Here is a 22,813-nt window from a genome sequence, read left to right as displayed (position 1 = left end):
GGCGATGTTTTGCGCGAAGGCTAGGCGGGGCTTCAAACCGAGGTTTGATTTAGCTCAATGGATCGTTCACGTCGGTGTTGAGGATCCCTGCCATCATCACGCCGGTCCCTCGCAATGCCTTTCCTCAGTCATGGCTCGTACCGAATCCGCTATGAGCTCGACGGCCCTGCGGGCGCGCCCGCCTATGTGCTCGTCAACGGTCTCACGCAATATTCGGAGCTATGGGGGGCCTATCGCGATGCGCTGATGGCGCGGCACTTCCGGGTGGCGACATTCGACCTGCTCGGCCAGGGCATTTCCGACAAACCTGCGCTGTTCATCAACCAGGATGACCACATCGCCGTGCTGCATCGCCTGATCGGCGAGCTCGGTGATGGACCAATCTTCCTCAGCGGCATCAGCTTTGGCGGCCTGATCGCACTGCGCTATGCGATCGAACACGGTGGCCGGCTGTCCGGGCTCGTGCCCATGAGCTGCTTTGCGGAGCTGTCGCCGCAACTGCTGCTGATCGGCAACGCCCTGCGCACCGGGCTTATCCTCGGAGGCACCGGATATCTCCAGGACCTTTTGCTGCCGATGAACCTGTCCGATCAGTGGCTGCAGCCGCTGCTGGACAAGCTCGACAGCGTCAAGCGGCAGGGCTGGCTGGTCAACGACGTCTACGCGCTGCAGAACCTGATGGAGTCCTTTCTCGACTTCAAGCCGCTGACGTCGCAGCTTTCATCCATCGCCATGCCGACCATGATCCTGAACGGTGAGTTCGACTTCCTCACACCGCGCGCCCTGCACGAGACCCTGCGCGTCGAAATTCCCGATAGCGCGCTCGTCATCGTCCCCCGGGCCTATCACGCCTTCACGCTGGAGAAGGCCGCGCTGACCGCCGACCTCCTGGCCCGCTTCGCCGAGGACGTGATGGCCGGCCGCTGGCAGGGCAACAAGCAGGTGCTGATCGCGCCGGAAACTCCCGGCGGAGCTTTTACGCCCTTCCCCGAGGGTTATGACCATCTGCGCGCGATCCCGGTGCAGAGGACGACGACATGAGTGCTTTTCTCGGACCGCTGGAAGCCGATGGTCGGGTACCGCCGCGCCAGCAGACGCGGGTCGCTGCGTTCCTCGTCTCGGCCCATGGCGCGCTGGCGCGGCAATTTGGGCTCGCCCTCCCTGCGAAATTCGATGCGGCCTGGCAGACTGAGTTGAACGCACAGTTCTATCGCGAGAGCGAGATGGTCTCGCTGCTCATGCGCGCAACCGCGTGGGCCCCGGACCTCGCTCTCGGCCCCATGGCCGCGTCCTGGGAGATGGCATGGCTGCCCGCTCCGATCGAAGGTATCACCGATCACGCCCGTGCGCAGGCGATCCACCTTGCGACGCTCGCCCATGCCGTGCACGCCGGCATCCGGCCGGCCGCGCTGCTGCCGACGGAGGCCGGCGCGAATGATCCATTCGTGTTCGCGCTGCGCCGGATCGAGTTCGAGAGCAGCCGGCTGCTCCAGGCGCAGATCCTGTTTCTGAAAGGACCCGACCTGATTCCCTTCCGGGACGCCGTCAGCGCAGCGCTCGAACGGCGGCATGGCGAGGTCCGCCGGCTTTGGCGCGAAGTTCTCGCAAGCATCGATGTCGTCGTGCGCGAATGAACCAGCGGCCTTGACGCAGATCAACGCTGCAAGACCGCCCACCTCCAACATCCATCCGTCTCTCAAGCCTGCCGACCGGAGTTCCGTCCATGAAGGCCGTTTCCGTCGAAGAAGCCGTTGCGATGATCCCGGCCGGCGCCAGCGTCATGGTCGGCGGATTCATGGGCGTCGGCACGCCCGAGCGTCTGCTCGACGAACTCGTCAGGCAGAACAAGACCGGCCTGTCCCTGATCTGCAATGACGCCGCCACGCCGGGCAAGGGTGTCGGCAAGCTGTTCGATGCCGGGCAGGTCTCGAAGCTGACCGCTACCCATATCGGGCTCAATCCGAAGGCGCAGCAGCAGATGCTGGGCAACCAGCTTGCGGTCGACCTGGTGCCTCAGGGCACTTTCGTCGAGCGCATCCGGGCCGGCGGCTGCGGCCTCGGCGGCGTGCTGACGCCGACCGGTGTCGGCACGCTCGTCGCCGAGGGCAAGCGCCAGATCGAGGTGGACGGCAAGCCATTCCTGCTGGAGACCGCGTTGCGAGCGCAGTACGCACTTGTCCATGCCTTCCTCGCCGACTACCTCGGCAACCTCGCCTACGCGCTGACCTCCCGCAATTTCAATCCGATCATGGCGATGGCGGCCGACACGGTCATCGTCACCGCGGAGAATATCGTTCCGGTCGGCGTCATCGGGCCCGACCACGTCGTGACGCCGGCGCCGCTCGTCGACTACCTCATTACGAACGGGTGAACCATGGATCCCCAGATCATCATCGCCCGGCGCGTCGCCAAGGAACTGAAGAGCGGCAACCTCGTCAATCTCGGCATCGGCATCCCGACGCTGGTCGCGAACTACGTGCCATCGGACCTCAAGGTCTTTTTCCAGTCCGAGAACGGGCTGATCGGCACAGGGCCGATTCCCGAGCAAGGCATGGCGCATCCGCTGCTGACCGATGCCGGCGGCCGGCCGATCAGCGCGCTTCCGGGGGCGGCGACCTTCGACAGCGCGATGTCGTTCGGGCTGATCCGCGGCGGCCATGTCGATGTCACCGTGCTCGGCGGCCTGCAGGTCGATGCGCAGGGCCATCTCGCCAACTGGATGATCCCCGGCAAGATGGTGCCGGGCATGGGCGGCGCGATGGACCTCGTCAGCGGCGCCAAGCGAGTCATCGTCGCCATGCAGCACGCCGCCAAGGGCAAGTCGAAGATTGTCGCGAAATGCAACCTGCCCCTGACCTCTGCGCGGCCGGTGAGCCTGGTGGTGACCGACATGGCCGTGATCGGCTTCCCCGATGGCAAGGCGACGCTGCTGGAGACCGCGCCCGGCATCAGCGTCGGCGAGGTCTTGGCCGTCACGGAGGCCGAACTCGCCGTGCCCGACCATGTCCCGGAAATGAAACTTTGATCGGGAAACGGTTATGCGGGTATTCAGCGACTTCAACGAGATCAAATCCGCCGTCGGCACCGAGATCGGCGTCAGCGACTGGGTCGAAGTAACGCAGGATCGCATCAACCAGTTTGCGGAGGCGACCTGCGACGAACAGTGGATCCATGTCGATCAGGCGCGCGCCGCCAGGGAGATGCCCGGCGGCAAGACCATCGCCCATGGCCTGCTGTCGCTCGCGCTCGCCCCGCTCTTCATCCGCTCGGTGATTGGCCTGAAGGGCCTGCGCAATACGCTCAACTACGGCGCCGACCGTATCAGGTACCTCGCGCCGGTGCCGGCGGGCTCGAAGCTGCGCGGCCGCGTCAGCGTTGCTGAGGCCGAGGACGTGCCGCCGGACGGCCTCCGCGTGAACTATCACCTCGTGATCGAGATCGAGGGCGGCAAGAAGCCGGCCTGCGTCGCCGAGCTCATCGCCCTGCACTATCGCTGAGCGAAAAACTCGAAAACAACCCCATGCACAGTAGGCGGCTGCGTGGAGTCGTTGCGCTTTTCCGTCCGCGACAATTTCCGCCGGAAAAACGGTTGCTCCGTCGGGCAACACACCGGCATAATGGCATGATCAGCCCTTTGCTTCCGAGCCTGCCGGCCGCGACAGCGGACGATTTCGCGCGTCAATCGATGATGTGATAACCGCCGTCGATATAGAGCACGCCGCCGGTGATCAGCTTGGCACCGTCGAGCGCGAGGAACGCGGTGGCATTGCCGACGTCGTCGATGCTGACCAGACTGCGCGACGGCGCCTTCGACTGCGCCTTGTCCATCAGCTCGTCGAACTCGGGAATGCCTGACGCCGCACGCGTTGCCAGCGGGCCCGGCGAGATCGCGTGCACGCGAATGCCCTTCGGGCCAAGCTCCGCGGCGATGTAGCGGACGGAGGCTTCGAGCGCGGCCTTGGCGACGCCCATCACGTTGTAGTTCTCCACCACCATCTGGCTGCCGTAATACGTCATCGTGAACAACGTACCGCCATTCTTCATCAGGGGCTCGGCCAGATGCGCCATGCGCATGAACGACCAGCACGACACGTCCATGGTCTTGAGGAAGCCGTCGCGGCCGACATCGACGACGCGACCATGCAAAGCTTCCTTCGGCGAGAAAGCGATCGAATGAAGCACGAAGTCGAGCTGCCCCCATTCCGATGCAATGCGTTCGAACACCGCCTCGGTCTGGCCTTCGACCATCACGTCCAGCGGCATGAAGATCGGCGCGGCCAGCGCCTGCGCCAGCGGCTCGACATGTTTCTTCGCCCGATCGTTCAAATAGGTCACGGCAAGATCGGCGCCGAGCGCGCGAAACGCCCGCGCACAGCCCCAGGCGATCGACTGGTCATTGGCGATGCCGACGACCAGGCCCTTCTTGCCCTTGAGGGCGACCTTGCTGTCAGGGAATACGGGGATCATGACACCCTCTCAGGTCTTGTGTTGGTCGATCGACCATTCATCAGCAGCGACAGCGTGTGCTGCGCGATCATCAGCTCTTCGTCCGTCGGCACGACATAGACGGGGATCCGGCTGTCGGCGCGCGAGATCAGCCGCGCATGACGGGCATTCGCGGCGGCGTCGAGCGTGACGCCGAGCCAACCGAGCTGCTCGGCGATGCGCGCGCGGATCGACGCCGAGTTCTCGCCTATGCCGGCCGTGAAGACGAAGGCGTCCAGGCCCTGCAAGGCCGCAGCCAGCATGCCGGCGTTGAGGCCGATGCGATAAACGAAATAGTCGATCGCGAGCCGCGCATGCGGATCGGCGCTCGCCTCCAGCTCGCGCATGTCGTTGCTGACGCCGGATAGCCCTTTCAGGCCGCAGTCGCGGTAGAGGAAGTCCTGCACTTTCGCCGCCGGCATGCCCTTCTCGGAGATGAGATAGAGCACCACGCCGGGATCGATCTGCCCCGGTCGCGTTCCCATCGGCAGCCCGTCGAGCGCCGTGAAGCCCATGGTGCTCTCGACGCTGCGCCCGTCCTTCATCGCGCACATCGAGGCGCCGCTGCCGAGATGGGCGACGATCACGCGGCCCTTTGCGAGATCGGGCGCCACGCTGGGGAGCGTCCGGGCGATGTATTCGTAGGAAAGACCATGAAAGCCGTAGCGCCTGACACCCTCGGCATAGAGCTGGTGCGGGATGGCATAGTGATCGGCAACCAAATCGTGGGTGCGGTGAAATGCCGTATCGAAACACGCCACCTGTGGCAGCGTCGGGAAATTCGCGAGCAGCGAACGGATCGGCGCAAGATTGTGCGGCTGATGCAGCGGCGCCAGGCTGACAAAGCGTTCGAGACGCGACACCACGCCGTGGTCAATCAGCACCGGTCTGGAAAAGTCCGGACCGCCATGGACGACCCGGTGGCCGACTGCGATCGGCGTGACCCGGATCTCATCCCGCAGCCAGTTGCCGGCGACCGCCATGGCGGCGGGAACATCGGGCACCGCTTCGATCGGATAGGCGCGATCGGCCAGCGTATCGCCGCCCGCGCCGCTGGCGCGCAAGCGCGGACGGCTGCCGATGCCGTCCATCTGTCCCTTGATCTGGCGGCGGAGCACGCCGTCGCCCTCGGCCGAATAGACCTGAAACTTGACGCTGGAGGAGCCGGCATTGACAACCAGGATCGTGTCCATGGCGATCACGCCGCCACTGTCGGCGCCTTCTGGCGCCTGGCGTGTGCATAGAGCGCGGCCACCGCACAGGACGCCATCCGCGCCCGCGCCGAGTCCGCTCGCGAGGTCAGGACCACGGGCACACGGGCGCCGAGCACGATGCCGGCTCCATCCGCCTTGGCGAAGTAAGCGAGGTTCTTGGCCAACATGTTGCCGGACTCCAGATCCGGAACCATCAGGATCTGTGCCCGTCCCGCGACTTCGGAAGCGATGCCCTTGATCCGCGCGGCCTCCGGATCAATGGCATTATCGAACGCGAGCGGACCGTCGAGCACGCCCCCGGTGATCTGGCCGCGATCGGCCATCTTGCAGAGGGCAGCCGCTTCAATCGTCGAAGGAATTTTTGAGGTCACCGTCTCGACTGCCGACAGGATCGCCACACGCGGCTTCGAGCCGAAGCCGGCCTGGTTGTAGAGATCGATTGCGTTCTGGATGATGTCGCGCTTGGCGTCGAGATCGGGAAAGATATTGATGGCGGCGTCCGTGACGAAGATGGTCTCGGCATAGGCAGGCACGTCCATGACGAAGACATGGCTGATGCGCCGGTCTGTGCGCAGGCCGCCGGTCTTGGCAGTGACGGCGCGCATCAACTCGTCGGTGTGCAGGCTGCCCTTCATCAGCAGTTCGCCACGCGCGGAATGGACCAGCTCGACGCCCTTGGCGGCGGCATCGTCGCTATGTGCAGCGTCGACGATCTCGAAGCCGGAGACATCGAGGTCGAATTTGGCGGCGGTATCCCTGATCTTGCGCTCGGGCCCGACCAGGATCGGCCGGATAATGCCGGCGCTGGCGCTGTCGACGGCACCGCGCAACGAAGTCTCGTCGCACGGGTGCACCACGACCGTCGGCGTCGGCGGTGCGGCCCTCGCCGCCGCGATCAGGCGGTCGTATTTGCTGCCAGACTGGGCTTGCGTCGTATCTGCCGACATCCTGTCACTCCCGCTTGTGCCAATCCGCGTTACGACGCTCTTGCCGCGGGATCGATCTTGGGATCGACCCGAGGGTCGAAAGGGGCGACGTTCGACGTCGACTCTCCTTCCCCATCCAGGCCGAAAAGCTCGGCGACACGCTTGAGGCGGTTGGCGCGTTCGCCGCTGATGTCTTCGCTCGCCGACAGCACCTCACGCATCGCCGTGAAGGCGGCGCGCCGCTGGCTCATGTCGTCAGGCAACAGTTTGGGGATCGCGGCCAGCGCCGCATCGCGATCGAGCAGCAGCATGAAGAATTGCTCGCGCACCAGCATCTTGAATTCATGGAGCGTCATTCGCGGGCCTGCATGGTCGCGCCGGACCTGCCGCAACGCCTCGACGCTGCGCTCGTCGACCATGCCGCGCGCCGAGCCGACATAGAGCAGCGCCCGGAGTGTCGCCTCGCGAAGACCGCCCTCGCCGATGTGGGATTTCAGCTCGGCAATGCGCTTCCCGAGCATCGCTTGATGCTCCGCCGACATCTCGCGCCGGCGCGACGGCGCTGAATTCGGGTCGATGCCGAGGGCGGACTGAAGCACGGGCGAACCGTAGAGGTTGAGGAAGATGGTCTCGCTCATCGCTTCCGTAGCGTCGCGCCAGCTATCGAGCGCGTGGACGATCTGCCTGGACATCTGCTCCTGGAAAGCCAGGAATGGATTGTCCTTCGAGACCGGCTTGCGATTGTCCTCCACCCGATCGGCCGCGGACTTGATCGTGGCCATCCAGGGATTCTTGCTGCTGAAGGCCTCATATTGCAACCGCAGCGGGTGCATGTTGCGCGCCCATTCGGCGAGTTGCGGCGTCACCATGCCCTTTACCCACGGTCGCATGAATTTCTGATAGGCCGCAAGATTGAGCTCGGAGACGCGCTTGGCAGCCGCAAAGCGCCGCTCGTCCTCAGGTGAATTGCCACCCATGGCGCGGATATCATCGAGCGTCCGGGCCTCGCAGCGCATCACCCATTGCCCGGCCGCAAGATCAGCGTTGAGCGTGTCGTCGCCGCGCGCCTCGAACGTGGCCTCATAGAGCCCGGGCGGCAGCACATCGATCAGGTCGATATTGCTGGAGAATTCGGCGTGCTCCTTCTTCGCCACGCCGCCGGACACGAAGATGCCGAGATGGCCGATGCTTTCGTGAACGGTGTAGACGATGGTCTGGCCATAGGCTCTGATCTCGTCGACATCGGCGTAGCATTCCCGGATCCAGTCCAGCGCCTGCTGCGGCGGGGTGACGTTATCGCCCTTGGAACAGAACACCACGATCGGCGAGCGAATGTTGCGAAGGTCGACCTTCTCCCCATCCGACATCTCGATGCGGCCAGCGGCGAGGTTGTTGCCGATGAACAGCTCGTCGACGATGAACTGGATCTCCTCGGCATTGAGGTTGACGTGCCCGCCCCACCAGCGCTCGAAATCGAGATAGCGCTCGGCTTCAGTGTCGACCTTGGAATAGACGTTGTATTGCTTGGTCCAGAGCGTGTTCGACGGGTTCTGGTTCTCGAAATTCTGCACCAGCCATGCGCCGTCGAACTTGCCGGCACCGAGGTCGCTGGTCAGCGCCGTCAGCCAGCTGCCACCCATCAGGCCGCCGGAATAGCGCATCGGAAACTGGCCGTGCACGCCTGCCCAATAAGCTAGCGGTGCGCCGGCGATGATCAGGGGACCGAACAGTTCCGGCCGCAGCGAGGCCAGGATCATGAGCGCCCAGCCGGCCTGGCAATTGCCGATCACGCAGGGCTTGCCGTCGGCATCGGGATGTCGGTCGATGACGGTCTCAATGAATTTCGCTTCCGCGCGCGCGATACGCTCGATGGTCTGGCCCGGCACCGGCTCGGGCAGGAAGCCGATGAAATAGCAGGGATGTCCCGCCTTCATCGCGACACCGATCTCGCTGTCGGCCTTGAAGCCGCCGATGCCAGGGCCATGCCCGGCGCGCGGATCGATCACGACGAACGGCCGCCTTGTCATGTCGATCTCGACATCCTTCGGCGGAATGATGCGCACCAGCGCGTAATTGACCGGCTCGTCCAGTTTGCGGCCGTCGGTGATCAATTCGGCAGCATATTGCAGCACATGCGGCGCCGTTTGCGCGACGTGGTCGCGATACTGATCGCCGCGCTGGCGCATGATGTCCAGGAACAGCACGCTGCGCTGTCCGGCATCGACCATGTATTCGACTGCGGATGAGACAAGGCCCGACATCGGGCCGCCGGGCAGTTTCATATTTTCTGTCGCCATGTTCGACCTCGTCGTCGCGCATGACCATTCAATGTGCACTGCATCAGCGGACGTTGATTTAGGTCAACGGTCGGCGACAACATCAGCCGCCGGCGCGGCGCGCTCGATGCGGATCCAGGCAGCGGCGAGTTCCCAGGCGACCGCCAGAATGATCGGCCCGATGAAGAGACCGATGATGCCGTGCGCGAGCGTTCCGCCGATCACCCCGATCAGGATGACGAGCGTGGGCGTGGTCAACCCGCGTCCCATCACCAGCGGCTTCAGAACGTTGTCGAGCAGACCGACGATGACGAAGAATATGGTCAGAGGCAGTGCCGTGGTTACGTCCTTGTCCATCCAGAGCCAGATGACGACGGGAAGCAGAACGATGGCCGCGCCGATCTGGACGATCGAAAGCAACAGAACGATGACAGCGAGCAGGCCCGCACTCGGAATGGCAGCGATCTTGAAGCCGATGCCGGCGAGCAAGGCCTGAATGATGGCAACGCCGATCACGCCTTGCGACACCGCGCGAATGGTCGCGCCGGAGAGCTCGAGAAAATGCTCGCTCTGTTCCGGCACGATCCGGAACAGAAAGCCGCGGATCGCCCCGGCAAGCTGCGGCCCGTAGGGAAACAGGAGGCCGGCCACCAGCACCGACAGCAGGAACTGAAGCGTGCCGACGCCGGCGCTGCCGACGAACGACAACATGAATCCGGCAAGCGGCTTCAGATAAGGCGTCACCTCCTTCAGCACGGCGCGGATATTGGTGTAGGCCAGATTCCAGAAATCGTAGAGCTGCGGGCCGATCAAGGGCCAGCTCTTGATCTGCTCCGGAGCCGCGTGAAGCGCGAGATCGCCAGCGCTGATCTGCCTTGCGATATCGCTGATCCCGTCGACGGCACTGAGGCCAAGCCACGCCGCCGGGCCGATGACGATGCAAAGCATGACCACCGTGAGGATGACAGCCGCGGTCCGCGGTCTGCCGCCAAGCAATTTGGCGAGCCAGCTGAAGGCCGGATAGAACGCCACCGCCAGTACCGCGCTCCAGGTCAGGATCGGAATGAAGGGCTTGATGATCAAAAACGTCCAGATGATCAGCATCGCGAGCAACGCCAGCCGGATCACGAGCTGGACGACGGCGTCGGCGGGCAGAAAGCTACGAAAGGTCTTCACGATGGAGCCTGTGTCTTCGCGGGAAGCGGCGCTCGCCAAGCGTATTGGCCCCGCTCGCGCGGCAGGCTTGATCCAGATCAAGCAGTTGAGCGCGGTCGGCGGCGTGATCGCCCCATGGGCGCTGCGAGAACCATCGTATGACTGAGGCCGCGAGCTACCTGCGACACGAGCGACTGCGCGACGGCACACCGATCGAGATCCGCGCGCTTCGCCCCGATGATGAAGTCGGAATGCTGGCTGCGCTCGACCAGACCAGCGCACAATCGCGTCAGCGCCGCTTCTTCATCCCGAAGAAGCATTTTTCAGAGCGGGAGCGCGACTTCTTCATGGAGATCGATTTCGTGCATCATGTGGCGCTGGTGGCCTGTGTCGACGATGCGGGCCGCAGCATCATCGTCGGCGGCGGGCGCTACGTCGTCGCGGATCCCGGCCGCGCCGAGATGGCCTTCATGGTGATCGACGCCTGGCAGGGTCGCGGCATCGGCACGAGGATCGCGCGTGACCTCATTGTCCTCGCGCGCGAGGCCGGGCTGACGGAACTGGTCGCGGAGGTCCTCGCCGAGAACAGTGCGATGCGCCAGGTGTTCAGCCGGCTCGGCTTCGTGACCGCGCCCAAGCGGGATCCCGACACGATCCATCTGGTGCTGAACCTCACCGGCTTACCGCAAAGTGATGCTGCACCGCGCTAAATCCTGCCCCCTGTTCCATCCGCCCAGCCCAAAAAAGCCAGAAGACAACCCGCTGGAAAGGTGTAGGATTCGACCAAACAGGAGGAGCGGCATGTTTGAAATCACCGGTTTCGACACGGCAGGCGTTGTGAACCTCAAGCGCGAGTCGCTCGCCGCCGCCCTGAAGAAGGCCAGGGAGTTGATCCAGGACGGGTGCCGCGACGTTCAGATCGTCGATCCCAATGGCCGGGTCTATACCTCGTTCGAGGAGCAGGCAGCCTAGCCTTCTCCCCATCGCATCAGCTCCGATCGTGCAAGCCCGCATTGTGTGGTGCGCCGGTCCGCGCGCCGGGAATCCAGGGCAGCGTCGCAAGCTGGATGGAAGCTCGCACGAAGCGCTATTGCGGCGCCGCACGACGCCCCTCAACTCCCCCTGCCACGTCGTTGCCAATCGTCTCTTCTGGGCGCACGCTCCGTTCAGGCGCGCAGACGCCACACAGGGAGTGACACATGAAGGAACCCGGCCTGGATAGTCGCCACCGGGACAAGGATGGCGCAATCAGCAAGAAACACGGCAACACGCTGCTCGGTACGTTGCGCAAGATCTATGGAAGGAGTTTTGCGGCCGGGTATCCGGATACGACAACACTCAGCGAGGTCCTGCATCAGTTGAACGAGACGTCGCTGAGCCAGTTGCGTCGTGATCACGACACCGGTCATTTGGTGCACAAGATCGACCACGTCCCGAAGTGAGGGACATCACTCCATAGTTGATGCCGCCGAGCCGGACGCGACCGGGTCGGACAGCCCACGCCATCGGCTGCGCCAATCACACAGACCGTTGAGCCGGCCGCACCCGGGCGCTAGGATGGGCCTTTTACGGAGGCTCATTTGAAACAGGTCATTTTCATCGCAGCCATTGCGCTGCTTGCCACGGCGCCTGCCCGATCCCAGGCCCTCGTCGATCCCAGCAAGGTTGCGCCCGAGTACCGCGAGGCTGCGGAGAAGCGTCGCGCCGAGCAGGTCCGCCAGCGCGAATGCGCCCAGAAGGCGGATCTGGCGAAAGTGCTGCCGCGCGACCGCACCGACTTCCTCAATCACTGCCTGGACGCGATGGCGGCGAAGCAGCAATAGTGACGGCTCGGGCGCGATTGCACGCGACGCGTGCAATCAGGTCGCAGTCGGCATTGAGGATTTGTTCAGATATTCGGCTCACCGTAGCCGCCGATTTCCAATGGTCATTGTTGTCGGCGCATGAGTTCTGTCCAGATCCAGTGCACGCGTTGCAAGACGATGTTTCGCGATCGCGCGGGACGGCTGCAGGACGGCTATTCCAGGCAATGTCCGTCTTGCGAGGTGGTGCTGTTCTTCGCGGAGGACTCGCCGCATCCCTTCATCAAGCGCGCCATGAAAAACGCGCGGAAAGCCCGGAAGGAACAGCGAGAGGCAGACGAGATCAGGATCGCTGCGCCGCCCGAGCAGCGCGCGGCTCCCCGGTCGCGATCCTCAATCACTCGAGCGCGGGTGCAGGGCCGATCGGAATAGCGTCGACTAGGTCGCCTCGATCCAGATCCCGGCATCCGACTGCGCGCGGATGTGGCCGACCAGAAAGTCCGAAAACACCCTGATCTTCGCCGGCAACCGGACGCGGTTCTGGTACGCCACGTTCATCGTGAGCAGCGGCAGTTCCCAGTCGGTCAAAACGGGCACGAGCTTGCCGGCCGCAATATCGCCCTGCACGATGTAAAGCGGCTGGATCAGGATGCCGAGCCCGGCGCGCGCGGCGCCGCAGATGATCTGGCCATCATTACTGTCGAGCGTCGGCGCGATGCGGACGGTCTGCGTCGTGCTACCCTGGCTCAGCCGCAACGAATAGGGATCGTTGGCCAGGTTGTAGACCAGCATGTCGTGGCGGGCGAGATCGGCGGGATGCTGCGGGATGCCGCGCGTCGCGAGATAGGACGGTGCGGCCGCCAGCACGCGGCGCATCTGTCCGATGCGGCGAATGATGATGTTGGAGTCAGGCTCCTGCTCCCGCGTGCGGATCGCGACGTCGATGCCGGCCTCGATGAAGTCAGGGTAACGGTTGGCGGCGATGATCTGGACGTCGAGCTTCGGATAGAGCTTGCGAAACGCCGGCAGCATCGGTGCCATGTAGATCATCGCAAACGACAGCGAGCTGGTGACGCGCAGCATGCCCTTGGGCGACAGCGCGCGATCACTGACGGCATCCTCGGCTTCGGCCAACTCGTTCAACAGCGTGCTGCACCGCTGCAAGAGCTCCTGCCCGGCCTCGGTCAGCCATTGCCGGCGGGTGTTGCGCTCGATCAGCCGGACCGCGAGCCGCTCCTCCAGCGCGCTGAGGTGCCGGCTCGCCGCCGCGTTCGACATCCGCAAGGTGTCCGCGGCCTTGGAGAGACTGCCGAGTTCGGCCGTCCTGGAAAACACCTCAAGCTGGAGAAGCCGGTCCATTCTTCCTCATAATGGAAAAGAGACTTACGAAATTTGACCTTTATTTCCGATTTCTGCAAGGCAAAATGGCCCCAACAAACAAGATCGCAGGCGGGGAATTTTGGGAAATGTCGGGTCCGATCAAGCACATCGTGATGTGGCGGCTGCGCGGGGAGACCCAGGCGGAGCGCTTGGCGGCCCGGACCAAGGTCAAAACCCTGTTCGAAGGCCTCAAGGGCCGGATCGACGGCCTCACCCATATCGAGATTGGCGTCGATGTCAGCGATGTCGACTATGCCTGCGACGTTGTCCTCGTCTCGGAGTTTACCGACAGCGCGGCGCTGAAGGCCTATGCCAGCCATCCTGAGCACCTGCGCGTGCGAGAAGAACTCGGTGACTTGCGGATCGGGCGTTTCCAGGTCGACTATCCCGTCAAAGAGACCGGCGCATGATCGGTTCGTTCACCTTTGAAAATCTGCCTTGCCGCGTCGTGTTCGGCAGCGGGACGCTGGCCGCGGCCAAGGCGGAGGTCGAGCGCTTCGGCGGTCAACGCGCGCTGGTGCTGACGACCCCACAGCAGGAAGCGCAAGGCAAGGCGCTCGGTCAGGCGCTCGGCCCGCTCTATGCCGGCCTCTTCGCCGGCGCGACGATGCACACGCCCGTCGAGGTCACCACGCACGCGATTGCGGCGATGAAAGCGTGCGACGCCGATTGCGTGGTCGCGCTCGGCGGCGGCTCGACGACGGGTCTCGGCAAGGCGCTGGCCTTGCGCACCGGAATCAACCAGCTCTGCATTCCCACCACCTACGCCGGCTCGGAAATGACGCCGATCCTCGGCCAGACCGAGAACGGGTTGAAGACCACGGTTCGCGATACCGCCGTGCTGCCTGAGACCGTCATCTACGACGTCGACCTGACGATGACGCTGCCGGTTGGCCTCACGGCCACCTCCGGCATCAACGCCATCGCGCATGCGGTCGAAGCGCTTTATGCGCGCGACACCAACCCGGTCACCTCGCTGATGGCCGAAGAAGGCATTCGCGCGCTGGCACGTGCCCTGCCCGCGATTGCGGCGAAGCCCGACGATCGCGCCGCGCGCAGCGATGCGCTCTACGGCGCCTGGCTGTGTGGCGTGTGTCTCGGCACCGTCGGCATGGCGCTGCATCACAAGCTCTGCCACACGCTCGGCGGCACGTTTGACCTGCCGCACGCCGAGACGCATACGATCGTGCTGCCGCATGCGCTGGCCTATAATGCGCCCGCGGTGCCTGACGCGATGGCGCGGATCGCGCGTGCGATCGGTGCGGCGGACGCATCGCAGGGGCTTTTCGATCTTGCCAGGCAGTTGGGCGCGAAGGTCGCGCTGCGCGATATGGGCATGCCCGAGAGCGGTATCGACAAGGCGGCTGACCTCGCGGTGACCAATGCCTACTGGAATCCGCGCCCGCTCGAGCGGGGCGCTATCCGCGACCTGATCGCGCGCGCCTGGACCGGCGAGCCGCCGGTCGCGACCAAAGCGGTGGCGTAATGACGCGTACGCTCATCCAATCGGCAACCATCATCAGCATGGACGATCGCATCGGCGATCTCAGTGCTGGCGATGTGCTGTTGGAGAACGGGCGGATCGCCGAGGTGCGTCCCGGCATCGACGCTGCAGATGCCGAGATCGTCGACGGACGCGGGCGCATCGTCATCCCCGGGCTGATCAACGCGCATATGCACACCTGGCAGACGGCGTTGCGCGGGTATGCTGCGAACTGGACGCTGCTGGAATATTTCCGCCGCATGCATGCGGGGCTCGCGACCCTGTTCACCCCCGACGACATCTACATCGCCACGCTCGTCGGCGCGCTGAACCAGATCAATTGCGGCGCCACCACGCTGGTCGACTGGTGCCACAACAATCCGACGCCCGATCATACCGACGCCGCCGTGCGCGGCCTGATCGAGAGCGGCATCCGCGCCGCGTTCTTCCACGGCTCGCCGAAGCCCGAGCCGAAGCCGGGCCAGCCGCATTTCTCGGAGGTGCCGCATCCCCGCCGCGAGGTCGAGCGGTTGCTGGCCGGTCCCCTCGCCGACAGCAATGGGCTGGTGACGCTCGGGCTCGCCATTCTCGGTCCGCATTATTCGACGCTCGACGTGTCCCTGCATGATTTTCGGCTGGCGCGGGAGCTCGGCCTGATCGCCTCGATGCATCAGGGCGGCGGTCCGGCAAAGACGCAAGGCGGCTGGGAGAAGCTGATCGAGGCCGGCATGGTCGGCCCCTTCGTCAACATTGTCCACGGCAACGATCTGCCCGACGCGCTTCTGCAAAAGCTGATCGATCTCGGCGTCACCTTCTCGGTGACTCCCGAGAATGAGATGATCCAGGGCCACGGCTTTCCAATCACCGGCCGGCTGCTCAAGCGCGGCGTGCGCCCGACCATCGGCATCGATCTGGAGTCCGTGCTGGCAGGCGATCTCTTCTCGGCAGCCCGCGTGGCGCTGTCGATTCAGCGCGCGCTCGACAACGCGGAGATGCGCAAGAGCGAGGGCACGATCCCCGCGACGACAACAATTCCCGCGCGCGAGGCGCTGGCCTGGGTCACGACCTCGGGTGCGCGCATGCTCGGCCGCGAGAGCCAGATCGGCTCGCTGACGCCGGGCAAACTCGCCGATCTCGTCATCATCAACGCCGACGATCTCAATCTCTTCCCGGTCCACGATCCCGTCGCCACCGTGGTGATGCAGACGAGCCTCGCCAATATCGAGGCGGTGATGATTGAAGGCCGCTGGAAGAAGCGGAACGGGAAACTGCTGGTGGACGGGCTCGCGGCGAAGAAGGAACTGCTCGCGCAATCCGGCCGGCGGCTGGTGCGGGATATCGAACGACAAGGGCACGCCGCACAATAGCGGCCAACGGACAACAACAATGACTGAACCAAGCAAACAGGTCGCCTTCATCGGTATCGGCAAGATGGGCCTGCCGATGTCGCAACTCGTCGCCAAGGCTGGCTTTGGCGTCTTCGCGTTCGACCAGAGCGCGGCGCGGCTCAGCGAGGCACGCGAGCACGGCATCGCTGTCGCGACGTCTCCCGCCGAGGCCGTCAATGGCCGGGCTGTGGTCATCACATCCCTTCCCGACGACGCCGCCTTGCGCGCGGTGATGCTCGGCCCGACCGGGCTGATCGGCGCGATGGCGCCGAAGGCGGTACTGATCGAGACCAGCACGGTCAGTGCGGAGGCCTCGGCCGAGGTCGATGCCGCAGCCCAGGCCCGCGGGATCGCCTATCTCAGGGCGCCGGTGTCCGGCAATGCCAGCATCGTCCACACCGGCGCGCTGAGCTGCTTCGTGTCGGGTCCCAGGGACGCGTTCGAAAGTGCAAAGCCGCTGTTTGCGAGTTTTACGCGCGCGCAGACCTATCTCGGTGCCAGCGAGGAAGCGCGCTACGCAAAGCTCGCGGTCAATCTCATGATCGCGGTCTCGGCTGCGATGATGGCCGAGAGCCTGGCGCTGGCGCGCAAGGGCGGCATCGGCTGGCAGGACATCCTGAAGGTGCTGGACGAGAGCGCCGTCGCCTCGCCGATGGTGAAATACAAGACCGCGCCGCTGCGCAGCCGCGATTTCGTCTCGAGCTTCTCCTGCAAGCAGATGGCCAAGGACCTCGACCTCATTCTCGGCGCCGGCCATGCCGTCGGCGTGCCGCTTCAGCTCGCAGCCCAGGTGCGCGAGACCTATGGCGCGCTGGTCGCGCAAGGCGACGGCGAGACCGACTTCATCGCGACCGTGAAGCATCTCGAACGGCTTTCCGGCCTTGCCGAGCCCAAACTCTGATCGACGGAGACGAACTTGCGTAATTTCAGCGAGACCAACATCACCAACGCCGTGCTCGAGCGCATCGCAGGCGCAACCGATCCGCGCATCAAGCAGGTCAGCGAGGCGCTGGTGCGCCACCTCCACGCCTTCCTGCGCGAAATCAGGCCGACCCAGAAGGAATGGGAATACGGCATCGACTTCCTGACCCGCACCGGCCACATGTGCGACGGCAACCGCCAGGAGTTCATCCTGCTGTCGGACACGCTCGGCGCCTCCATGCTGGTCGATGCGGTCAACCATCCGGTGCCGGACGGCGCGACCGAGACCACCGTGTTGGGTCCGTTTTTCGTCCAGGCCGCGCCCGAGAAGCAGAGCGGCGATGATATTTCCGGGACCATGGAAGGCGATCCCATGATCGTCACCGGTTCGGTCTCGACGGTCGACGGCAAGCCGCTCGCGGGCGCCGTGGTCGACGTCTGGCATTCCGACAATGACGGCTATTATGACGTGCAGCAGCTCGACGAGATCGGCAATCTCGCGATGCGCGCGCGCTTCCACACCGACCAGAACGGCCGCTTCCATTTCTGGTCGATCAAGCCCGCGGCGTATCCGATCCCGCATGACGGTCCGGTCGGCGAGATGCTGGAAGCCCAGGGCCGCCATCCCTGGCGTCCGGCGCACGTGCATTTCATGATCTCGGCGCCGGGCTTCGAGCAGCTGGTGACGCACGTGTTCGTCGCGGGCGACAAATATCTCGACAGCGACGTGGTGTTCGGCGTCAAGGACAGCCTGATCCATGACTTCGCGCACTGCCCCGCCGGCCGTGCGCCGGATGGTCGCACGGTGGCTGCGGCCTACTATCACCTCAACTATGATTTCGGCCTGAAGCAGGTCGCGAGCAAGGCGCAAGCGGCGTAAGCCGAATGTCGAATCGACGGACCGACAACGGTCCGCGACAAGGACGACGGGGAGAGACGATGGGACCGCGGATCGACACTGCCGCTTTGGCCGAGCGCCTCACGGGCGTGATCGGTCCGCGTGCGACCGTCGCGCGCAGTGTGCTCGATCAGCATGGTCAGAGCGAATCTTACTATCGCGCCCTGCCCCCCGACATCGTCGTCTTCCCCGAGACGACGGCGGAAGTCGTCGAGATCGTCAGGCTCTGCGCCGGCGCAGGCATGCCGATCGTGCCGTTCGGGGCCGGCACCTCGCTCGAAGGCAATGCGTCGGCGGTCGCAGGCGGCGTCTGCATCGACTTCGCGCGCATGAACAAGGTGCTTGATGTCCACGACAGCGACATGAATGTCGTGGTGCAGCCCGGCATCACCCGCAAGCAGCTCAATGCGGAGCTGCGCGGCACTGGCCTCTTCTTCCCGATCGACCCCGGCGCGGACGCCTCGATCGGCGGCATGACGTCGACGCGCGCCTCCGGCACCATGGCGGTGCGTTATGGCACCATGAAGGACAATGTCATGGCGCTGGAAGTGGTGCTTGCCGACGGCCGCGTGATCCGCACGGCCAAGCGTGCACGCAAATCCGCGGCCGGCTACGATCTGACCCGGTTGTTCGTGGGCGCCGAGGGCACGCTTGGCGTCATCACCGAAATCACGCTCAAACTGCATCCATTGCCGCAGGCCATCTCGGCGGCGGTGTGCAGCTTTGACACCCTCCACAACGCGGTCGATACCGCGATCGGCATCATCCAGGCGGCCATTCCGGTAGCGCGCGTGGAGCTGCTCGACGACGTCATGATGCGCGGCATCAATGCCTACGCAAAACTCGGCTATCGCGAGGCGCCGACGCTGTTCTTCGAATTCCACGGCTCGGAGAGCGCGGTTGCCGAGCAGGCCGAACTGGCGCAGGCGATCGCTGCCGAGCATGGCGGCCGCGGCTTCGAATGGGCCAAGGCGCCGGAAGACCGCAGCCGCCTCTGGCATGCCCGCGACAACACGCTCTATGCCGGTCTCGGCCTGCGGCCCGGCGCGCGCGCCGTCATCACCGATGTCTGCGTGCCGATCTCGCGACTCGCCGAATGCCTGACCGACACCCGCAGGGATGCCGACGAACACGGCTTTACCGCGCCCATCGTCGGCCATGTCGGCGACGGCAATTTTCACATGCTGATCCTGGTCGATCCCGCCAAGCCGGAGGAGATCGACGGCGCCAAGGCGCTGCAGGCCCGCATGGTCGCCCGCGCCATCGCGATGGACGGCACCTGCACCGGCGAGCACGGCATCGGGCTCGGCAAGATCGACTATCTCGCCGACGAGCTCGGTGAAGCCGTCGACGTGATGCGGTCGATCAAGACCGCGCTCGATCCTCTGGGATTGATGAACCCCGGCAAGATCTTTGCGGGAGCGCGGCCATGAACGCCCACGTGAACGATCCCGGCGAGACCGCGGCGGTACCGCTGCTGCAACTGCGCGGCATCAGCAAGACGTTTCCGGGCGTCAAGGCGCTGGATGATGTGTCCTTTGCACTCTACCCCGGCGAAGTGCACATGCTGCTCGGCGAGAACGGCGCCGGCAAGTCGAGCCTGATGAAGGTGCTGTGCGGCGCCTACAGCGCGGATGCCGGCGAGTTCTTCTACAAAGGCGAGAAGGTCACGATCGCCTCGACGGCGGACGCGCAGAAGCTCGGCATCGCCGTGATCTTCCAGGAGTTCTCGCTCGTCCCCTATCTCGACATCGCCCAGAACATCTTCCTCGGCCGCGAGCCGAAAGGCCGGATCCCTGGAACCATCGATCGCCGCAAGATCCTGGCCGATGCCAGGCGCCTGCTCGACACGATCGGCTTCGACATCGACCCGTCCATCGTCGTCAACACACTTGGCGTCGCCCAGCAGCAGATGGTCGAGATCGCGAAAGCCATCAGCCAGAACGCGCGCATCCTGGTGATGGACGAACCGACCGCCGCGCTCTCCGACCGCGAGACCGAGCTGCTGTTCGCGCTGATCGCGCGGCTGAAGGCCGACGGCGTCTCCATCGTCTATATCTCACACCGCATGGCCGAAGTGTTCGCGCTCGGCGACCGCATCACAGTGCTGCGCGACGGCCGCCGCATCGACGGCGTCAAGCCGGCCGACGTCACGCCCGATCAGCTCGTCCGCATGATGGTCGGCCGCACCGTCGACATGACCTATCCGCGCAACTTCGCCGACAAGCCCGGCGAAGTGCTGCTTCAGGTCAAGGGCCTGACCTCACCGAGTGGCATCTCCGACATCAACATCGAGGTGCGCCGCGGCGAGATCGTCGGCCTCTGCGGGCTGGTCGGATCCGGCCGCACTGAAGTCGCGCGCGCGATCTTCGGCGCCGATCCGGTTGCGTCGGGCGAGATCGTGTTCGAGGGCAAGCCGATCTCGGGCGAACCTGACGTGGCCGCCCGCCGTGGCATCGCGCTGATTCCGGAAAGCCGCAAGAGCGAGGGGCTCGCGCTGCTGCGTTCGGTCGGCGACAATCTCGTCGTGTCGGCCCTGCGAAAACTGTTCCCGAGCGGGCTGTTCGATCCGCGCAGCGGCCAGCGCAGCGCAGATGGCCTGATCCGGCAGCTCCGCATCGCGACCCCGAGTGCACGCCAGACCGTCGGCCTGCTCTCAGGCGGCAACCAGCAGAAGGTGGTGATCGGCAAGTGGCTGGCAGCCGGCGCAAAGCTCTTCATCTTCGACGAGCCGACACGGGGCATCGATGTCGGCGCCAAATCGGAGATCTTTGCGTTGATCGACCGGCTGGTCGCCGAAGGCGCCGCGGCCCTGATGATCTCCTCCGAGCAGATCGAGATCTGCCATGTCTGCGACCGCGCCTATGTGATGCGCGAGGGCCGCGTCGCCGGGCATCTTGCGCGCAACGAGCTGACCGAGGAGAACATCGTGCGATTGGGGATGCATCATGCGTGAGGCCGCGGTCGTTTCCCATTCCAATCCGCTGCAGCGCATTCCCGGCGTCGCCATCGTGCTCGGCGCACTCATTGTTTTGTTCGGTGCCATTGCGCCCGGCTTCCTCACCCCGGCCAATCTCTCCAACGTGCTGGTGCAGTCGACCATCCTGACCATGCTGGCGCTGCCGATGACGTTGATCATCATGACCGAGGGACTCGATCTTTCGATGGGCGCGGTGCTGACGCTGACGTCGCTCTGCGTCGCCATCGTCTCGCTTGCGACCAAGTCGATGCTGCTCGGCCTTGGCGCCGGCGTGCTGGTCGGCGCGGCCTTCGGCACCGTCAACGGCTGGCTGGTTGCTATCCTGGGCATCCCGCCCTTCGTGGCGACGCTCGGCACGCTTGGCATGGCGCAGGGCCTGTCGCTGATCGTCTCCGACGGCCAGAGCGTGGTCGGCATTCCCCACAGCGTGCGCGACATCTATTCAGCGACGCTGGCAGGCATCCCCCTGCCGATCGTGCTGGCGCTCGTGAGCTACGGGGTCTTTCACGGCCTGCTCTATCACACCCGCTTCGGCAGTTACGTGTTCGCCCTCGGCGGCAATCGCGAGGCGCTGAGGTATGCCGGCCTGTCGCCGAACAAGCTCCTGATCGCTGTCTACGCGCTCGGCGGCACCATGGCCGGCATCGCGGGCCTCCTGATGACCGCGCGTATGAATTCGGGGCACCCGACCGCGGGCCTCGGGCTCGAATTCGATGCGATCGCGGCGGTCGCCGTCGGCGGCACCTCGTTCGAGCGTGGCAATGGCTGGTTGCTCGGAACGCTCCTTGGCGTCATCGCCGTCGGCGTGTTGCGCAACGGGCTGAACCTGATCTCGCTGCCCTCCTCGGTGCAGGTCGCAAGCGTCGGCGTCCTCGTCATCGTCGCGCTGTTCCTCGACGGCCTGCGGAGCCGGTCATGACCGACATCAGCAAGGAAGCGCTGTCGCCGCCACGTTCGTTCCTGTCACAGGACGCAATCCAGCTGTTCTATCGGCTGCTCGCCGTGTTCCTGATCTGCGCCGCGCTGGCGGTGCTGAACGATTCCTTCCTCAGCCTCGGCAACATCCTCAACGTCTTGCGCCAGGCGAGCCTGACTTTCTTCATCGCCTCGGGCCTGACTCTGGTGGTGCTCACCGCCGGCCTCGATCTCTCGGTTGGCGCCAATGTCGCGCTGTCCGCCTGCATCGCCGGGACCGTGATCCACTCGACCGGCTCGCCAGCGCTCGGCATCCTGACCGGGCTTGCCTGCGGCGGCATCGTCGGTCTCCTCAACGGCATCATGGTGACGGCGCTGCGCATCCCCTCCTTCATCGCCACTTACGGCATGCTCTGGGTGCTGAACGGCCTGACCTATTGGTACATGGCGGGCGAGACGCTGCACGGCTTCCCGGCCGGCTTCCGCCAGATCGGCAGCGGCTATCTGTTCGGCCTGCCGATCCCGGTCTATCTGCTGCTGGTGTTCCTCGGGATCGGAACGCTGTTTGCCCAGCGCACGATCTGGGGCCAGGAGATCTATGCGATCGGCGCCAATCCGGTTGCCGCCCGCCTCTCCGGCATTCCCGTCACGCGGCGGCTTCTGCTGGTCTATGCCGTCTCCGGCACCATGGCGGGGCTGGCCTCGATCATCTTCCTGTCCCGGCTGAATTCCGCCGAGGCCGACATCGGCGAAAGCCTGACCTTGCCGGCGATCGCTGCCGTGCTGATCGGTGGCACCTCGCTGTTCGGCGGCGTCGGCACCGTGTTCGGAACCTTCATCGGCGCGCTGATCCTGACGCTGGTGCTCAACGGCATGAACCTGTTGTCAGTCAGCGCCAATTGGCAGCCGCTCGTCACCGGCATCATCGTGATCGTCGCGGTCTGGCTCGACATGAAAACGCGCCGCCGCGCGCAATGAGTTCGCAAGCAA

General features: G+C 64.8%; 24 protein-coding genes. 18 read left to right on the top strand and 6 right to left on the bottom strand.

Translation table 11 applies throughout. The features are described from left to right. The first annotated feature begins 114 nt into the window (after positions 1–114). From JQ631_RS09570 to JQ631_RS09550, 5 genes are all read left to right on the top strand, one after another. Complete coding sequence (locus tag JQ631_RS09570; RefSeq protein WP_212325737.1) at positions 115–1,041, top strand: alpha/beta fold hydrolase; 927 nt, start codon at positions 115–117, stop codon at positions 1,039–1,041. Continuing rightward, complete coding sequence (locus JQ631_RS09565) at positions 1,038–1,634, top strand: hypothetical protein (protein WP_212325735.1); 597 nt, start codon at positions 1,038–1,040, stop codon at positions 1,632–1,634. Before JQ631_RS09570 ends, JQ631_RS09565 begins: the two co-directional genes overlap by 4 nt. Before the next feature lie 89 nt (positions 1,635–1,723). Then, positions 1,724–2,371 (top strand): CoA transferase subunit A, encoded by a 648-nt coding sequence (locus tag JQ631_RS09560; RefSeq protein ID WP_212325733.1) that lies wholly within the window; start codon positions 1,724–1,726, stop codon positions 2,369–2,371. A 3-nt stretch (positions 2,372–2,374) separates the two neighbouring features. Next, entirely contained in the window at positions 2,375–3,025 is a 651-nt protein-coding gene (locus JQ631_RS09555) for a 3-oxoacid CoA-transferase subunit B (RefSeq protein ID WP_212325731.1), read from the top strand. A gap of 13 nt (positions 3,026–3,038) precedes the next feature. Further along, a complete protein-coding gene (locus tag JQ631_RS09550) occupies positions 3,039–3,497 on the top strand; it encodes a MaoC family dehydratase (protein WP_212325729.1) in 459 nt (152 codons plus the stop codon). Between the two features lie 181 nt (positions 3,498–3,678). On the opposite strand, the gene fabI is transcribed toward JQ631_RS09550, so the two are convergent. From fabI to JQ631_RS09525, 5 genes are all read right to left on the bottom strand, one after another. Next, complete coding sequence (fabI, locus tag JQ631_RS09545) at positions 3,679–4,467, bottom strand: enoyl-ACP reductase FabI (RefSeq protein ID WP_212325727.1); 789 nt, start codon at positions 4,465–4,467, stop codon at positions 3,679–3,681. Next, entirely contained in the window at positions 4,464–5,678 is a 1,215-nt protein-coding gene (locus tag JQ631_RS09540; protein WP_212325725.1) for an acetate/propionate family kinase, read from the bottom strand. Before JQ631_RS09540 ends, fabI begins: the two co-directional genes overlap by 4 nt. Before the next feature lie 5 nt (positions 5,679–5,683). Beyond that, the gene (locus JQ631_RS09535) at positions 5,684–6,646 is read right to left on the bottom strand and encodes a phosphate acetyltransferase (RefSeq protein WP_212325723.1); all 963 of its coding nucleotides are present in this window, start codon (positions 6,644–6,646) and stop codon (positions 5,684–5,686) included. Positions 6,647–6,675: 29 nt separating this feature from the next. Further along, positions 6,676–8,922, bottom strand: a complete 2,247-nt coding sequence (locus JQ631_RS09530; protein WP_212325720.1) for a DUF3141 domain-containing protein — start codon at positions 8,920–8,922, stop codon at positions 6,676–6,678. Positions 8,923–8,985: 63 nt separating this feature from the next. Continuing rightward, a complete protein-coding gene (locus JQ631_RS09525) occupies positions 8,986–10,029 on the bottom strand; it encodes an AI-2E family transporter (protein ID WP_212328550.1) in 1,044 nt (347 codons plus the stop codon). 185 nt (positions 10,030–10,214) lie between these two features. On the opposite strand from JQ631_RS09525, the gene JQ631_RS09520 reads away from it, so the two are divergent. From JQ631_RS09520 to JQ631_RS09505, 4 genes are all read left to right on the top strand, one after another. Then, complete coding sequence (locus tag JQ631_RS09520; RefSeq protein ID WP_212325718.1) at positions 10,215–10,766, top strand: GNAT family N-acetyltransferase; 552 nt, start codon at positions 10,215–10,217, stop codon at positions 10,764–10,766. Positions 10,767–10,857: 91 nt separating this feature from the next. Further along, positions 10,858–11,028, top strand: coding sequence for a hypothetical protein (locus tag JQ631_RS09515; protein ID WP_164933852.1), 171 nt, complete (start codon positions 10,858–10,860; stop codon positions 11,026–11,028). Between the two features lie 227 nt (positions 11,029–11,255). Then, positions 11,256–11,498, top strand: a complete 243-nt coding sequence (locus JQ631_RS09510; protein ID WP_212325717.1) for a hypothetical protein — start codon at positions 11,256–11,258, stop codon at positions 11,496–11,498. Positions 11,499–11,636: 138 nt separating this feature from the next. Continuing rightward, positions 11,637–11,879 (top strand): hypothetical protein, encoded by a 243-nt coding sequence (locus tag JQ631_RS09505; protein WP_212325715.1) that lies wholly within the window; start codon positions 11,637–11,639, stop codon positions 11,877–11,879. A gap of 417 nt (positions 11,880–12,296) precedes the next feature. Here JQ631_RS09505 and JQ631_RS09500 read toward each other — a convergent pair whose 3' ends face one another. Then, the gene (locus tag JQ631_RS09500; RefSeq protein ID WP_212325713.1) at positions 12,297–13,217 is read right to left on the bottom strand and encodes a LysR family transcriptional regulator; all 921 of its coding nucleotides are present in this window, start codon (positions 13,215–13,217) and stop codon (positions 12,297–12,299) included. Between the two features lie 107 nt (positions 13,218–13,324). Here JQ631_RS09500 and JQ631_RS09495 point away from each other — a divergent pair, with 107 nt between their 5' ends. The 9 genes from JQ631_RS09495 to JQ631_RS09455 are packed head-to-tail and all read left to right on the top strand — an operon-like array spanning position 13,325 to position 22,801. Continuing rightward, positions 13,325–13,648: a Dabb family protein gene (locus JQ631_RS09495; RefSeq protein ID WP_212325711.1), complete on the top strand. Its 324-nt coding sequence runs from the start codon at positions 13,325–13,327 to the stop codon at positions 13,646–13,648. Next, positions 13,645–14,724: a maleylacetate reductase gene (locus tag JQ631_RS09490; RefSeq protein ID WP_212325709.1), complete on the top strand. Its 1,080-nt coding sequence runs from the start codon at positions 13,645–13,647 to the stop codon at positions 14,722–14,724. The genes JQ631_RS09495 and JQ631_RS09490 overlap by 4 nt, the downstream gene beginning before the upstream one ends. Continuing rightward, positions 14,724–16,088 (top strand): amidohydrolase family protein, encoded by a 1,365-nt coding sequence (locus tag JQ631_RS09485; RefSeq protein ID WP_212325707.1) that lies wholly within the window; start codon positions 14,724–14,726, stop codon positions 16,086–16,088. Before JQ631_RS09490 ends, JQ631_RS09485 begins: the two co-directional genes overlap by 1 nt. Positions 16,089–16,107: 19 nt before the next feature. After that, positions 16,108–17,010, top strand: a complete 903-nt coding sequence (locus JQ631_RS09480) for an NAD(P)-dependent oxidoreductase (RefSeq protein ID WP_212325705.1) — start codon at positions 16,108–16,110, stop codon at positions 17,008–17,010. 15 nt (positions 17,011–17,025) lie between these two features. Then, a complete protein-coding gene (locus tag JQ631_RS09475) occupies positions 17,026–17,910 on the top strand; it encodes an intradiol ring-cleavage dioxygenase (RefSeq protein ID WP_212325703.1) in 885 nt (294 codons plus the stop codon). 59 nt (positions 17,911–17,969) lie between these two features. Next, complete coding sequence (locus tag JQ631_RS09470) at positions 17,970–19,361, top strand: FAD-linked oxidase C-terminal domain-containing protein (protein ID WP_212325702.1); 1,392 nt, start codon at positions 17,970–17,972, stop codon at positions 19,359–19,361. Beyond that, the gene (locus JQ631_RS09465; RefSeq protein ID WP_212325701.1) at positions 19,358–20,884 is read left to right on the top strand and encodes a sugar ABC transporter ATP-binding protein; all 1,527 of its coding nucleotides are present in this window, start codon (positions 19,358–19,360) and stop codon (positions 20,882–20,884) included. The genes JQ631_RS09470 and JQ631_RS09465 overlap by 4 nt, the downstream gene beginning before the upstream one ends. Then, the gene (locus tag JQ631_RS09460; RefSeq protein ID WP_212325700.1) at positions 20,877–21,827 is read left to right on the top strand and encodes an ABC transporter permease; all 951 of its coding nucleotides are present in this window, start codon (positions 20,877–20,879) and stop codon (positions 21,825–21,827) included. Before JQ631_RS09465 ends, JQ631_RS09460 begins: the two co-directional genes overlap by 8 nt. Beyond that, entirely contained in the window at positions 21,824–22,801 is a 978-nt protein-coding gene (locus JQ631_RS09455; protein ID WP_212325699.1) for an ABC transporter permease, read from the top strand. Before JQ631_RS09460 ends, JQ631_RS09455 begins: the two co-directional genes overlap by 4 nt. The last annotated feature ends 12 nt before the right edge of the window (positions 22,802–22,813 follow it).

It is taken from the genome of Bradyrhizobium manausense, assembly GCF_018131105.1.
GTDB lineage: Bacteria > Pseudomonadota > Alphaproteobacteria > Rhizobiales > Xanthobacteraceae > Bradyrhizobium > Bradyrhizobium manausense_B.
This window is presented reverse-complemented; position numbering and strand designations above follow the sequence as displayed.

Bases quoted from the DNA above. Each gene is read 5' to 3' on its own strand.
- JQ631_RS09490 (WP_212325709.1), top strand. From the start codon at position 13,645: ATGATCGGTTCGTTCACCTTTGAAAATCTGCCTTGCCGCGTCGTGTTC.
- fabI (WP_212325727.1), bottom strand. From the start codon at position 4,467: ATGATCCCCGTATTCCCTGACAGCAAGGTCGCCCTCAAGGGCAAGAAG.
- JQ631_RS09470 (WP_212325702.1), top strand. From the start codon at position 17,970: ATGGGACCGCGGATCGACACTGCCGCTTTGGCCGAGCGCCTCACGGGC.
- JQ631_RS09515 (WP_164933852.1), top strand. From the start codon at position 10,858: ATGTTTGAAATCACCGGTTTCGACACGGCAGGCGTTGTGAACCTCAAG.
- JQ631_RS09560 (WP_212325733.1), top strand. From the start codon at position 1,724: ATGAAGGCCGTTTCCGTCGAAGAAGCCGTTGCGATGATCCCGGCCGGC.
- JQ631_RS09495 (WP_212325711.1), top strand. From the start codon at position 13,325: ATGTCGGGTCCGATCAAGCACATCGTGATGTGGCGGCTGCGCGGGGAG.
- JQ631_RS09535 (WP_212325723.1), bottom strand. From the start codon at position 6,646: ATGTCGGCAGATACGACGCAAGCCCAGTCTGGCAGCAAATACGACCGC.
- JQ631_RS09510 (WP_212325717.1), top strand. From the start codon at position 11,256: ATGAAGGAACCCGGCCTGGATAGTCGCCACCGGGACAAGGATGGCGCA.
- JQ631_RS09455 (WP_212325699.1), top strand. From the start codon at position 21,824: ATGACCGACATCAGCAAGGAAGCGCTGTCGCCGCCACGTTCGTTCCTG.
- JQ631_RS09520 (WP_212325718.1), top strand. From the start codon at position 10,215: ATGACTGAGGCCGCGAGCTACCTGCGACACGAGCGACTGCGCGACGGC.
- JQ631_RS09570 (WP_212325737.1), top strand. From the start codon at position 115: ATGCCTTTCCTCAGTCATGGCTCGTACCGAATCCGCTATGAGCTCGAC.
- JQ631_RS09485 (WP_212325707.1), top strand. From the start codon at position 14,724: ATGACGCGTACGCTCATCCAATCGGCAACCATCATCAGCATGGACGAT.
- JQ631_RS09500 (WP_212325713.1), bottom strand. From the start codon at position 13,217: ATGGACCGGCTTCTCCAGCTTGAGGTGTTTTCCAGGACGGCCGAACTC.
- JQ631_RS09565 (WP_212325735.1), top strand. From the start codon at position 1,038: ATGAGTGCTTTTCTCGGACCGCTGGAAGCCGATGGTCGGGTACCGCCG.
- JQ631_RS09555 (WP_212325731.1), top strand. From the start codon at position 2,375: ATGGATCCCCAGATCATCATCGCCCGGCGCGTCGCCAAGGAACTGAAG.
- JQ631_RS09530 (WP_212325720.1), bottom strand. From the start codon at position 8,922: ATGGCGACAGAAAATATGAAACTGCCCGGCGGCCCGATGTCGGGCCTT.
- JQ631_RS09465 (WP_212325701.1), top strand. From the start codon at position 19,358: ATGAACGCCCACGTGAACGATCCCGGCGAGACCGCGGCGGTACCGCTG.
- JQ631_RS09480 (WP_212325705.1), top strand. From the start codon at position 16,108: ATGACTGAACCAAGCAAACAGGTCGCCTTCATCGGTATCGGCAAGATG.
- JQ631_RS09550 (WP_212325729.1), top strand. From the start codon at position 3,039: ATGCGGGTATTCAGCGACTTCAACGAGATCAAATCCGCCGTCGGCACC.
- JQ631_RS09460 (WP_212325700.1), top strand. From the start codon at position 20,877: ATGCGTGAGGCCGCGGTCGTTTCCCATTCCAATCCGCTGCAGCGCATT.
- JQ631_RS09540 (WP_212325725.1), bottom strand. From the start codon at position 5,678: ATGGACACGATCCTGGTTGTCAATGCCGGCTCCTCCAGCGTCAAGTTT.